A 12758-nucleotide genomic window follows, 5' to 3' on the forward strand; every position below is an offset into this window, starting at 1 on the left:
TCGCATTCCGCAAAGCTACTTTAAGAAAGCTTTGCGGTCTTTTTATATAAAAAAGAGGATCATGTCACTCGTTATTTCTCTTTTATTAACGCTTTTGGGAGGAACAGTCCTTAGCTTTGGAGGAGGGCAGAAGCAGCAGGCCGAAGGTAGCGATATTAGTCTTTATTGCTAAGCTTATAGATTTCACGAGCCATTGATTCCAGTATATACATAACGGGGATTTGCGTAGTAATATTAGCATTTTCAAACCACTCTTCTGTCACGTAATACGCAATATTAATGTCAGATATTCTGGCAATGGTGGAGTGCTTATGATTTGTAATACTGATCACTTTAATTCCTTCTTGCTTGAGCTGATGAAGATGAGTGACTGTAGAATGGCCTTCACCTGAGACTGATAAAGCAATCGTTATGCTATTGCGGCGGAATTGGGAGTGTGTCGGAAAGTAAGGATCTTTAATATACATTGAAAATTTGCCTAAACATGAAAAATACCTTGCTCCATACTCGGCAAGAATACCTGAGCTTCCTACGCCGATAAAAATGACACTCTCCGCTTTGGCAATTAGAAGCGCGGCCTCCTCAATCTTTTCTTCTATGTCTCCTCTTAATGTTCTCTCAAAAAACTCGGCTACTGAATGTTGGGAACTCTTCAATACCGTCTTTTTATCTTTTTCTAACTGCATTTTAAGCTTCACTTTAAATTCCGAAAAACCCTCACAATTTAATTTTTTGCAGAAACGCAGAATGGAGGCTGTTGATACGTGGGTTTCATCTGCCAATTCGCGGATTCGCATATAGACGACTTTCTCGCCATTTTGACAAATGTAATTGTATAAAGAAGTTTCCAGTTCATTAAACGAAGCGATGATCTCGTGTGTAAACATGGATGCGGGACTCTCCTTCCCTTGACCCTTTCTGCTAACTCCATCTTAGCATACCTGCTTCATAAGAAACATAGTGTTACATATGTGCGACAAATGACTTCTTGTGTGATTAAAAACAACATGTTACCGACTTATTTACCGGCTTGCTCATCTGCAGATACAATTTATCCATAAGTACTTTTGCTAAAATTACCCGGAGGTGTAAAGAGGATGACACAAGGTATTAAAATTGTCACGATTGGCGGGGGATCGAGTTATACTCCTGAATTAGTAGAAGGGTTTATCAAACGGTACGATGAATTGCCGGTTCGAGAGTTATGGCTGGTAGATATTGAAGCGGGAAAAGAAAAATTAGAAATCGTCGGAAACCTTGCGAAAAGAATGATTGAAAAAGCCGGTCTTCCAATTGAAATTCATTTAACGCTTGACAGGAGATCAGCTTTACACAATGCCGATTTTGTTACGACTCAGTTTCGCGTAGGGCTGCTTGATGCCCGTGCAAAGGATGAAAGAATACCTTTAAGTCATGGAGTTTTGGGCCAAGAAACAAACGGACCGGGCGGATTGTTTAAGGGGCTGCGTACCATTCCGGTTATATTGGATATTGTAAAAGATATGAAAGAACTATGTCCGGATGCCTGGTTAATCAACTTTACAAATCCTGCCGGCATGGTGACCGAAGCTGTCCTTCGCTACACTGACCATAAGAAAATTGTCGGCTTATGCAATGTTCCAATCGGAATTGAGATGGGGATCGCCAAGCTCTTGGATGTTGATCATTCACGGGTTCGCATTGATTTCGCCGGTCTCAATCATATGGTATATGGATTGGATGTATACGTCGACGGAGTCAGCGTAAAAGAGAAAGTGATGGAGCTGTTATCAGATCCCGAGAACAGCAGTTTTGTAAAAAACATCGAAGGGCAAGGCTGGGAGCCGGAATTTATCCGGGCATTAAATGTGTTAACTTGCCCATATCATATGTACTATTATAAGACAGATGAGATGCTCCAAAAAGAATTGGAAAACTTTAAAAAGGGAACAACGAGAGCTGAAGTCGTTCAGAAGCTTGAAGAGGAATTATTTGAGCTGTACAAAGACCCCGATCTGGCCGTTAAACCTCCCCAATTAGAGGAGCGCGGCGGAGCGTATTACAGCGATGCAGCCGTTCGTCTCATTTCGTCTATCTATAACGATAAACGTGATATTCAGCCGGTTAATACAATCAACAACGGAGCGATTGCAAGTATTCCGGATGACTCTGCGGTCGAAGTAAGCTGTGTGATTACAAAAGAAGGTCCAAGGCCAATCGTTCATGGTGATCTGCCAGTTGCAGTCCGGGGACTCGTCCAGCAAATCAAGTCATTTGAACGAGTAGGCGCCGAAGCCGCTGTAACAGGAAGCTATGATACAGCTTTGCTGGCGATGACGATCAATCCGCTTGTCCCTTCTGATAAAATCGGCAAAGCGATTTTAGATGAAATGCTCGAAGCGCATAAAGAGCATTTGCCAAGGTTTTTCAAAAAAATAGAAGCATAAGGGAGGAGCAGTTGGTTAAATTGGGCGTTCACTTTATGCTGATAAGGAGGAAAAAGTGAGCATAAAACTCATAGCGGTTGATATGGACGGAACGTTTTTGGACGATGAAATGAAATATAACAAAGATCGTTTTATGAAACAATATCGTGAATTAAAAGCACGGGGGATAAAATTTGTTGTTGCAAGCGGGAATCAATATGATCAGCTTAAATCCTTTTTTCCATCAATTGAAAATGAAATAGCTTTCGTTGCTGAGAACGGTGCTTATGTAATAGATTCGGGAAAAGAAATATTCTCAAGCGAAATGTCTAAAGAAACGATAAAAAAGGTTATCGATGTTTTAGAAGGATACGAATACACAAATCTAATTGTTTGCGGAAAAAAAGTGCTTATATACATGAAGATGTCCGCGACGATGCATATCATCATGCTCGTAAATATTATCATAAACTGCAAAAAGTGCCTCGTTTCGAAAATCTGAATGATAAAATATTCAAGTTCTCCACAAGCTTTTCCGCGGAAGATGTTTCAGGACTTTTACGCGACTTGAAAAAGTCAATCGGTTCTCTCGTTACTCCAGTATCAAGCGGACATGGCGACATCGATTTGATTATACCCGGTCTTCATAAAGCAAGCGGGATTAAAATCCTTCAAGAGCGGTGGGGGATTCGTGATGCTGAGTCAGCTGCATTTGGAGACAGCGGAAACGACCTGGAGATGATTTCCACTGTTCAGTATGGAATCGCAATGGAGAATGCCCAGAAAATGATTAAAGATGCTTCCCGATATATGACACAATCCAATAACGAGGAAGGCGTCTTACATGCAATAGACGCCATTCTTAAAAATGAAGAACCATTTATATCATAAAAAAGCTTATGAAATGGCTTATCTGATATGCTCCCCTAAAAGTAGACAGATGAAATAAAAAAATCTGTTTACTTTGGGGGAGTTTTTTTATGGCTGGGAAATGGTATTAATCTTCCGTTGACGACGACGCTTATACGGGACTTGACAGCAAACAACTTCCAGAAGCAGGTGTCGGTATTCATAATATTGAAAACCTTGGTTCAACTGTGATCGCAACCGTTGCCGCAACTGTCATGCAAGGATTGCAACCAACGATTACGAATGGCTTAAAAGGTTATCATGCCGGTTTCTTAGTTTCTACAATAGTCATTGCGATAATCTTCATTCCTATTTCTCACACATAAAAAAGTTCAATAAACAAATGGCTGATAGGGTCTAACGATTGATTTCCTATAGATAGGAACTTTTATTATTGGTATTGAAAATCGGCAAATGACATACTGAACATGTAAGCGAAAACAATATTGTTAGGGGGAAATTGAGATGACACAAGTGTTATTAATCTGTGGTGCAGGTGCTTCCAGCGGTTTTATGGCAAACGCCATTCGTAAAGCAAGTAAGAAAAGAGGATTGGAAATGTCTGTGCAGGCTCGAAGTGAGTCCCAATTATCAGAGTACCTAAATGAAATCGATGTTTTATTAATTGGTCCTCATTTGAAATATATGGAGGATGAAATAAAAGAAAGAGTAAAAGAATATCAAATTAAAGTATCTGTTATCCCGCAAAGCATTTATGGCTTATTAGATGGCAATAAAGCGTGCGATCATATCGTTAACTTACTTAGCTCAGGTGAATAATATGATGGACAAAATCATGACATTTATGACAAACTCGTTCACTCCGCGAGTAAATAAAATCACGAAAAACCCTTGGATATCTTCGATTCAGGATTCTGTTATGACCATTCTGCCGCTCATCCTGGTAGGTTCGTTAATTACGATCGTCAGTTTATTGAATAATGTTGTTTCGTGGTTTCCTGATGTTTCACTTATTAATACTTTTACATTCGGGCTTCTCGGCATATTCGTTGCCTTTTTAATCCCATATTTCATTATGGAAAAAAAGAAACAGGATAATAAAAAATTAGTAGCAGGCGCAACGGGTCTGTCGCTCTACCTATTTTTGCTGTCACCCGTTATTTTAGAGGATGGAAAAATTCAATTTGTCCTTGATCGATTCGGGGCAACCGGTATGTTTCTCTCCCTGATTGTCGGTTTGTTTGTTGGATTTGTCCTCTTTTTATTCTCGAAATTTTCGTTTTTTTCAGAGGATTCTTCGTTACCGGACTTTATCGCTGTTTGGTTTGACACGCTTATACCGATTACGCTGATTATGCTGTCTGGATGGCTGATTGGCGTTCAAGCAAATATTGATTTCTTTGAAGTCATCCTGGCTATTTTTAAACCATTATCAAATATTGTGCAAACCTACCCTGGTTTTGTTTTATCTATTTTCATTCCAGCATTTTTGTATACATTCGGTATCAGTGGCTGGGCAATGATACCAGTCGTTTATCCAGTTTATTTATCAGCTCTGGCAGAAAATGAGCAAGTTGCAGCAGCAGGAGGAGACCCATCCAATATAGGCGTTGTGGAAACTCTCTATGCATTTACAGATATGGGCGGTATCGGAACGACTTTGCCTCTCGTGATTATGATGTTCTTTTTAGCAAAGTCGATGCGCTTGAAGGCGATTGGACGAGCAACAGTTGTCCCATCCATCTTTAATATCAATGAACCTTTAATGTTCGGGGCTCCGGTTGTCTTTAATCCGTTTTTTATGATTCCGATGTGGATTGTATCTATCGTGATTCCAAGTATTACCTACTGGGCTCTTTATTTAGGTTGGGTAAGCATCCCTTCGAAGACATTTTTGCTTTGGTATGTACCGATGCCCATTTCATCATATTTGGCTACTCAAGATTGGAGAGCTATTATTTTAGCCATTATATTATTCGCTGTTGCGTTTATTATCTTCTTCCCATTTTTCAAAGCATACGATATTCAAGAAAAGAAGAAAGAATCTGAACTAAGCGAATGAGAAGAGTGATTCATTATAGTTTATAAAAAACATTGAAGGAGATTGTATCATGGTTGATAGAGAAAAAGAACAAGAAGCACTGAATTTAGTTTCAATGCAAATGATTTTACATGCAGGTGATGCCCGCAATGATGTCATGGAAGCATTAAAATGTTGTGAAGAAGAAAACTATGACCGCGCTGAAGAACTATTAGAAAAAGCCAATAAAGATATCGTTGCATCTCATAAACTGCAAACTGAAACAGTACAAAAAGAGGCACGGGGAGAGGAGCCTATTTTCTCATTGCTGTTTGCTCATGCCCAAGATACGTTAATGACAGTAAAGAGCGAGTATGAAATTGCTAAGCGGTTAGTTCGCGTTTTTAGAAGACTTGATGAAAAAATTGATGGAATGCAGGCATAACCTTGATTCGTATGAAGTCACTTTTCCAAATAAAGCAGTGTGGCTGCGGTTATGCACAAGTTATTAAATACTATGTAATAGGCATTCATAAAGCCGATTAAGGAGGCAATTAAATTGAGAAAAAATCCAAATACATTCCCTGAAAACTTTTTATGGGGGGGCGCCATTGCGGCAAACCAAGCAGAAGGCGCCTATCTGGAAGGCGGAAAAGGACTCTGTGTAGCAGATATCAATAAGTTTAATGATAGCGTGGATATTAAGAAAAAAGGCAATTTTGAACTGACAACTGAAGACATTCAGTTTGCAATAAAAGATAAAGAAGGATATTATCCAAAACGAACCGCGATTGATTTCTATCACCGTTATAAAGAGGACTTAAAAATGCTGGCAGAAACCGGGATGACTTCGTTCCGTACATCGATCAACTGGGCCCGAATATTTCCGAAGGGAGATGAATCAGAGCCGAATGAAGAAGGATTAAAATTCTATGATGAGCTAATTGATGAGATCATTAAAAATGGAATGGAACCGCTCATTACGGTTTCCCATTATGAAATGCCGTTACATTTAGCAACTGAATACAATGGCTGGTATAACCGGAAAACGATTGACTTCTTTGTCCGTTATTGTGAAGTATTATTTAAACGTTATAAAGACAAAGTGAAATATTGGATTCTCGTCAATCAAATTAATTTAATTACGTTTGAGTCATTCAATCACCTCGGTATCCCGGCAGATCGCGTGGAAAACTTACTGGAAGCCAAATATCAGGGTGCACACAATGAGCTTGTTGCTTGTGCGAGAGCAACAAAGATAGCTAAAGAAATTAATCCAGAGATGCAAATCGGAATGATGCTCTTCGATGCAATTTCTCATCCTGCAACATGTAAGCCGGAAGATGTACTGGCAACGGTAAAACGCAACCAAATGGAATACTATTTCTCTGATATTCTCATGCGTGGCAAGTATCCAAATTACGCTTTCCGCTTCTTTGAAGAAAATAATCTTCATATTCAATTCGGAGAAAATGATGAGGAAGATTTCAAAAATACAGCAGATTTCTTTAGCTTCTCTTATTACTACACTCGAATTTCTGATGCAGAAAGCGTAAAGCAGGCTAACTCTGCAAAAATAAATCCGGAGCTTGAAGCGAGCGATTGGGGCTGGTCCATCGATCCAATCGGTTTAAGAACCGCTTTAAATCTGTATTATGATCGTTACCAAAAACCGATCATGATTACTGAAAACGGCATCGGTGCTTATGATAACGTTGATGAAAACGGCGAAATTCATGACCCGTACCGCATCGATTTCCTTAAACGCCACATTGAACAAATTAAAGAAGCAATTAAGGATGGTGTGGAAGTAATCGGCTACTATCCTTGGGGGCCAATTGATATTGTCAGTTGTTCATCATCCGAAATGTCCAAGCGCTATGGATTCATCTACGTTGATAAAGATGATTACGGCAATGGAACGCTTGAACGAAAGAAAAAAGACAGCTTCTATTGGTATCAAAAGGTCGTTGCAACAAATGGAGAGGATTTAGGATAACGAATGACAGTTTTGCAGATTGGATCTAGCGTTGCTTGATGAAAGGTTAGTTAAAAATAGAGGAGTTAAGATATGATATGATAAATCAAACATTTACAATCATTGATCAGGTTGGCATTCATGCACGTCCCTCAACAACATTAGTCCAGACCGCTAGCAAATTTAACGCTGATATTTATTTGGAATACAACGGAAAAATCGTGAATCTAAAATCGATAATGGGAGTTATGTCCCTGGGCATTCCAAAAGATGCTGTTATTAAAATAACTGCTCAAGGTGCTGACGAAGAAGATGCAATCGCCACTTTAGAAAAAGTAATGACACAAGAAGGTTTAGCCTGAAAAAAATAAAATATCAGTCAGTTCGGTGATTTTTCTGCAATGTATTGGCTATAAGGAAAGCAGAGCTGCCATACACGAATAGTGGCAGAAAAGGTGGAGGAGAATCCTCTACCGTCTTTTTTATATGTGCTTATGCCGCTTCTAAGCGGAGGGAGCGTTGAAGGAAAGTTGACGATCCTGCACATAATGGAAAGAAAGACAGGACAACTGATGAAACTGTCACCTGAATGACTGCTGTTGGATAAAACGATAATCCATCTCGATAACGTTTTTCTATAATATTATCAGAATTTTTAAACAAGGAGCCCGATGATGAGAAATGATCGTAGAGAGGCTTTTATTCAATACTTGGCAACTAAAAATGATTGGTGTACTGCCGCAAGTTTGGCAAGTTATTTTAAAGTGTCCACAAGAACCATTAGAAAATATGTCAATGAAATGAACCGGGATCAAATGGTTATTACGTCTTCTGCGCAAGGGTATCAGCTAATAAGCAGAGATAAAGTGAAAACGGACAATCATTACACTTCTCCAATAGACCGTATAAAAGTGATCTTGAAAGAATTAATTCTTCACACAGAAGGGCTAAATATATTTGATTTAGGTGATAAGCTTTTTTTAAGTGTGTCATCAATCGAAAATGATATGGTTCAGGCTAATAAAATGATTAAGCCGTACAGCTTAAAAATCCGTCATAAGAAAGACACGGTTATTTTATTAGGTGAAGAGACGGATAAGCGGCGATTAATGAGCTTTATTATTTCACAAGAAACTTCCGAAGAATTTTTAAGTTTAAAGGCTGTTCAAGATTCTTTTCCGAATTACGATGTTTTTTCACTAAAAAATGAAATCGCTTCCATTCTTGAGAGATTTAATTTGTATGTAAACGATTATATTATGAATAATCTTCTTCTCCACCTTGTGATTACATTGGATCGAATCAAAAATAACAACTCGGTCATTCAGTCATCTGACCTTAATAAATTAAAAAGTAATTTTGAAACCAAAGCAGCTAATAAAATTGCGGATTTATTGGAAGTGAAATATGGTATTGCCTTTAATGAATCGGAGCGATACAATTTTATATTGCTTTTATCAAGTAAAACGACATTGCTGAATTATCAGTCATTAACATCCAGCTCCTTAAATCGCTACGTCGCTGAACATTACGTAAACCTGTCAAAGAAACTGTTAGAGAAAGTACACGAATGCTACTTTATTGAAATTGTTGATGATGAGTTTTTTGTCAAGTTCACGCTCCATATACGCAATCTGCTTTTCCGGGCAAAGCATGGGCAAATGGTTAAGAATCCTTTAACCTATAAATTAAAGGATTCATACCCTCTAATTTATGAACTGGCTGTCTTTATCTCGAATCAAATTCAGTTGATGGAAAACATTCATATTAATGAAGATGAGATTTCTTATATTGCTTTTCATATTGGCTCTTATTTTGAACGAAGAAAAAATTTGGAAAAGAAAATTTTATGTGTGGTGATTTGTCCAAACTATTATGATATGCGACTGCAACTCATTCAAAAGCTCGAAAAGAAATTTCACAATTCTTTAGAGATTATAAAAGTTTTATCTGACTCAAGTGAGATTGTTTTACTTGAGGAAATAGATTTAATCATAAGCACATTACCACTAAAGGATGAACAAACCCCATCTGTATTCGTTCATCCTTACCTGACAGAAGAGGACTATGAATACATCCAAATTCAATTAAACAAATTAAATAAACAAAAAAAGAATCGCAAAGTTAAACAATATCTTGATTTATATTTTGATGAAGATTTGTTTATGAAAAATGTTTATCTCGACAGCAATGAATCTTATATTGAATTCATGTCAAAACTTCTGTATGAAAAAGGCTATGTCTCTATAGATTATGGAAAGTCTGTGCTTGAGAGAGAGCGCATGTCCTCAACTGCTTTTAATAACAATGTAGCTGTCCCTCATTCCATGCATATGGATGCTGCAAAAACAGGTATTTGTATCATCATCTTGGATCGCCCTGTAAATTGGGGAAAAGAGAAAGTTCAAATCATTGTTATGATTTCAATTAATAAACAGCAGCGTGAATTATTCAGCCCTTTCTTCGAAGGGGTGATTAACATTTTATCGGAATGGAGAAATGTTCATGATCTAATAAAAGCCAAAGACTATAATGATTTTATGGATAAGATGATGAGACTTTTAAATGAAAAATAATGCAGCAGAAGCATATGGACGAGCTAGTGATAACCCGCCAAGAATAAATTGGATATATAACCATTTCGTGTTATGCGATTCACTTATAATAATAGAACTTCATTCTGAATAAAAAATCCCAAATTCTCAATAAAGCCACTGAGAAATTGGGATTTTCTTTTTCGAACATTCCTTACAGTTCAAATCCATAGTTAATGAGACTGAGTTAATAAAAAGTCGAAGAGTTCCACCTTCTGTTTGTGAGATAATCAAGTCCAATTTAGGAATAAAAATCGATTCAGCGGTGGCATATGCAGAAAACACCAATATATTTATAGTCTAAATAGTTCCTGTTTGATGACAAAATAAAAAGATGCAAACTGAAGGGAATGAATGATCGTCCGCTTCTCCTTCTCCGCTCGATAAAACTCATGAAACATCTTCATCAGCGCCCGTTTTTCAATCCGGGATACATAGCTCCGCGAAACCCCGAGCTCCTTCGCGATTTCGCGTTGCGTTTTTTCTTTCTTCAAATCAAGACCGAAGCGGCCGACGATGACTTCTTTTTCTCTGCCGTCCAGGATGTCGATGTATTTTTTGACTTTTTCAAGCTCTGTGCCTGAGCTGGATGGTGTCGATGACGTCTTCGTTTTCGGATCCTGAGGACATCGATGAGGCTGATTTCATTGCCATCCATAGGTTACCTGTTTGGAATTCAGGTGAAAAGTTCAGATAAAAAGAGTTTTACAATAGCTTGTTACATACCAAAACCGATTTATTGACTTTAGGGAATTTATATTGACAAAACTATTGCGTGAATAACTCCTTTTTATAAAATAAGAGGTAATGATTTGGATATTCAAGGGGGAGAGTAGCACTTTTTTACAGGTGCTTGTTTTATGACTCCGTCAACAGGCATGACCTTATTAAACGGTGTAATATTAGAATCAAAGAAAGAATTTGAATGAGGCTTGTCAGCATACAAAGAAGTATACAAGGGAACTGTAACAAATAACGTTCCGGCAGGCACTTTGGTTGGAGCGGCAATTTCTTTGACAAGCATATGGACCAGGGTTCCTGCGAGCAGAGTAAAACAAACAGTTTTGACTCTAACTTCATTAGCTGTAGGGTAAGGCGAGGCCTTCTTCAAAACAATACCCCTAGACCTTCGAAGTAATCCAATAAAAGATATATTCAGATTTTAACCATTTAAGAGAAGCCGCCGATATTTGCGATATCCTCTTTAAGAAAAATATTAATTATAGGAGGAAAAATGTTTTTAATAAGAAAAGCCAAAGTGTCAGACGCTAATTCAATTGCCGAAGTTCATGTGGAAAGTTGGAAAACCACATATCAAGGAGTATTGCCTGATGACACGTTATCTAAGCTCTCTGTCGAAAATCAGGCAGAGCTTTGGAAAACTTCATTAAGTGATCCTCAAAATCAAGATATTGTCTATGTTGCAGAAGAAACCGACGGTAAAATTATAGGCTTTGCTTCCGGAGGTCCAAATCGCGATCATCTTAGCAAATATAAGGGTGAAGTTTCCGCGATTTATCTGTTGTTACAGTATCAAAAAAAAGGAATCGGCTCTCGACTAATGAGGGCGGTTGTAGAGGAGCTTGTAAAGAAAAACATAAAATCATTAATGGTATGGGTTTTAGCCGGTAATCCATCGATAAATTTTTATGAAAAATTAGGTGGAAGGCAGAGCACAACAAAACAAATACAATTCGGTGAAGATTATTTCAAAGCCATTGCTATCTGCTGGACGGATATAAATAGTTTTTTGTTATAAAATGATCTCCGCGTTATTATATGCTCCCCTAAAGGTAGGGCAGATGAAATAAAAAAATCTGTTTGGCTGCTTTGGGGGAGTCGGGATGCTCGTTACCAGGCCAATGATCGCACCCGTTATCCAGCCAAATTAGCTCGCATAAAAAGAGGCTGGGTTTTATATCATCCCAAGCCTCTTCATTGATCTCATTTCCCCTTCGCCTTCTTCCGCTTCTCCTTCTCAGCCCGGTAAAATTCATGAAACATCTTCATCAGCGCCCGCTTCTCAATCCGAGACACATAGCTCCGCGAGATCCCAAGCTCCTTCGCGATCTCGCGCTGCGTTTTTTCTTTCTTCAAATCAAGACCGAAGCGGCCGACGATGACTTCTTTTTCTCTGCCGTCAAGGATGTCGATGTATTTTTTGACTTTTTCAAGCTCCATGTTGAGCTGGATGGTGTCGATGACGTCTTCGTTTTCTGATTTGAGGACATCAATCAAACTGATTTCGTTGCCTTCTTTGTCCTGGCCGATCGGGTCGTGGAGTGAGACGTCTTTTTTCGTTTTTTTCAATGCCCGCAAATGCATGAGGATCTCGTTTTCTATACACCGCGCCGCATAAGTGGCGAGCTTTGTTCCTTTTCCGGCTGAATAGCTTTCGATTGCTTTGATCAGCCCGATCGTTCCGATGGAAATCAGGTCTTCTGCATCCTCGCCTGTGTTTTCGAATTTTTTGACGATGTGGGCGACCAGCCGGAGGTTATGCTCGATCAGCATGTTTCTCGCGTGTTCATCCCCCTGGGCCATCAGCTCCAAGTACTTTTTTTCGTCACTGCTTGACAGCGGTTGTGGAAAGGCATTGTTTTTCACATATGATACTAAAAAAACGAGTTCCTTGATGACATAACCGAGCGCTGCAAAAACACCTGTCATTATCGGCACCTCCACATAATGTATGTAGGCAGAAGCCTATATGTAAATGTATGTGGGAGGGGGGATGTCTGTGTCTGTACGCGGCAAAATTGCCGGACTGCCAAATATTCCGGCGTTCTGTTCTGCATGAAGCCGCTTGTTTTCGCCGGTGATGGCGACTGGTGCAACCGCTTCCATTTTTTATCCGTTTACAAAAGTTAACAAGAGCGGGATAATAAAGG

At 38.8% G+C, this 12758-nt stretch carries 11 protein-coding genes and 3 pseudogenes; 10 read left to right on the plus strand and 4 right to left on the minus strand.

Annotated elements, in window-relative coordinates:
- Window positions 1-155 precede the first annotated feature (155 nt).
- Window positions 156-887, minus strand: coding sequence for a MurR/RpiR family transcriptional regulator (locus M1E06_RS07635; RefSeq protein WP_050820715.1), 732 nt, complete (start codon window positions 885-887; stop codon window positions 156-158).
- Window positions 888-1097: 210 nt separating this feature from the next.
- Here M1E06_RS07635 and M1E06_RS07640 point away from each other — a divergent pair, with 210 nt between their 5' ends.
- The 9 genes and pseudogenes from M1E06_RS07640 to M1E06_RS07680 all read left to right on the plus strand — a co-directional run bounded on the left by M1E06_RS07640 (window position 1098) and on the right by M1E06_RS07680 (window position 9849).
- On the plus strand, window positions 1098-2426 hold the full coding sequence (locus tag M1E06_RS07640; RefSeq protein ID WP_020452298.1) for a 6-phospho-beta-glucosidase: 1329 nt from the start codon (window positions 1098-1100) through the stop codon (window positions 2424-2426).
- A 55-nt stretch (window positions 2427-2481) separates the two neighbouring features.
- A pseudogene (locus M1E06_RS07645) lies at window positions 2482-3296 on the plus strand (Cof-type HAD-IIB family hydrolase).
- A gap of 125 nt (window positions 3297-3421) precedes the next feature.
- Window positions 3422-3640 (plus strand): annotated as a pseudogene (locus M1E06_RS07650) (MFS transporter); the annotation flags it as partial.
- A gap of 139 nt (window positions 3641-3779) precedes the next feature.
- Complete coding sequence (locus M1E06_RS07655) at window positions 3780-4094, plus strand: PTS sugar transporter subunit IIB (protein WP_020452295.1); 315 nt, start codon at window positions 3780-3782, stop codon at window positions 4092-4094.
- 1 nt (window position 4095) lies between these two features.
- Window positions 4096-5337, plus strand: coding sequence for a PTS sugar transporter subunit IIC (locus M1E06_RS07660; protein WP_020452294.1), 1242 nt, complete (start codon window positions 4096-4098; stop codon window positions 5335-5337).
- Window positions 5338-5386: 49 nt separating this feature from the next.
- Window positions 5387-5740, plus strand: coding sequence for a PTS lactose/cellobiose transporter subunit IIA (locus tag M1E06_RS07665; RefSeq protein ID WP_020452293.1), 354 nt, complete (start codon window positions 5387-5389; stop codon window positions 5738-5740).
- A 114-nt stretch (window positions 5741-5854) separates the two neighbouring features.
- Complete coding sequence (locus M1E06_RS07670; protein WP_020452292.1) at window positions 5855-7294, plus strand: glycoside hydrolase family 1 protein; 1440 nt, start codon at window positions 5855-5857, stop codon at window positions 7292-7294.
- A 77-nt stretch (window positions 7295-7371) separates the two neighbouring features.
- Complete coding sequence (locus M1E06_RS07675) at window positions 7372-7635, plus strand: phosphocarrier protein HPr (protein ID WP_020452291.1); 264 nt, start codon at window positions 7372-7374, stop codon at window positions 7633-7635.
- Between the two features lie 312 nt (window positions 7636-7947).
- Window positions 7948-9849 (plus strand): BglG family transcription antiterminator, encoded by a 1902-nt coding sequence (locus M1E06_RS07680; protein WP_050820714.1) that lies wholly within the window; start codon window positions 7948-7950, stop codon window positions 9847-9849.
- A 311-nt stretch (window positions 9850-10160) separates the two neighbouring features.
- Here the strand turns inward: M1E06_RS07680 and M1E06_RS07685 are convergent.
- Both M1E06_RS07685 and M1E06_RS07690 read right to left on the minus strand, forming a co-directional pair.
- Window positions 10161-10522: pseudogene (locus tag M1E06_RS07685) on the minus strand (sigma factor-like helix-turn-helix DNA-binding protein); the annotation flags it as partial.
- Between the two features lie 165 nt (window positions 10523-10687).
- Window positions 10688-10978 carry a hypothetical protein gene (locus tag M1E06_RS07690; protein ID WP_041817262.1) on the minus strand — a complete coding sequence of 97 codons (291 nt, stop codon included), beginning with the start codon at window positions 10976-10978 and terminating at the stop codon, window positions 10688-10690.
- Window positions 10979-11101: 123 nt separating this feature from the next.
- On the opposite strand from M1E06_RS07690, the gene M1E06_RS07695 reads away from it, so the two are divergent.
- The gene (locus M1E06_RS07695; protein ID WP_020452288.1) at window positions 11102-11626 is read left to right on the plus strand and encodes a GNAT family N-acetyltransferase; all 525 of its coding nucleotides are present in this window, start codon (window positions 11102-11104) and stop codon (window positions 11624-11626) included.
- Window positions 11627-11811: 185 nt separating this feature from the next.
- Here the strand turns inward: M1E06_RS07695 and sigK are convergent, their stop codons facing one another.
- Complete coding sequence (gene sigK / locus M1E06_RS07700) at window positions 11812-12537, minus strand: RNA polymerase sporulation sigma factor SigK (protein ID WP_003183729.1); 726 nt, start codon at window positions 12535-12537, stop codon at window positions 11812-11814.
- Window positions 12538-12758 lie beyond the last annotated feature (221 nt).

Source organism: Bacillus sp. AK124 (assembly GCF_053903085.1).

Coding starts and splice junctions, on each gene's coding strand:
- M1E06_RS07695 (WP_020452288.1), top strand. CDS start 11,102: ATGTTTTTAATAAGAAAAGCCAAAGTGTCAGACGCTAATTCAATTGCC.
- M1E06_RS07655 (WP_020452295.1), top strand. CDS start 3,780: ATGACACAAGTGTTATTAATCTGTGGTGCAGGTGCTTCCAGCGGTTTT.
- M1E06_RS07675 (WP_020452291.1), top strand. CDS start 7,372: ATGATAAATCAAACATTTACAATCATTGATCAGGTTGGCATTCATGCA.
- M1E06_RS07635 (WP_050820715.1), bottom strand. CDS start 887: ATGTTTACACACGAGATCATCGCTTCGTTTAATGAACTGGAAACTTCT.
- M1E06_RS07665 (WP_020452293.1), top strand. CDS start 5,387: ATGGTTGATAGAGAAAAAGAACAAGAAGCACTGAATTTAGTTTCAATG.
- M1E06_RS07660 (WP_020452294.1), top strand. CDS start 4,096: ATGATGGACAAAATCATGACATTTATGACAAACTCGTTCACTCCGCGA.
- sigK (WP_003183729.1), bottom strand. CDS start 12,537: ATGACAGGTGTTTTTGCAGCGCTCGGTTATGTCATCAAGGAACTCGTT.
- M1E06_RS07640 (WP_020452298.1), top strand. CDS start 1,098: ATGACACAAGGTATTAAAATTGTCACGATTGGCGGGGGATCGAGTTAT.
- M1E06_RS07680 (WP_050820714.1), top strand. CDS start 7,948: ATGAGAAATGATCGTAGAGAGGCTTTTATTCAATACTTGGCAACTAAA.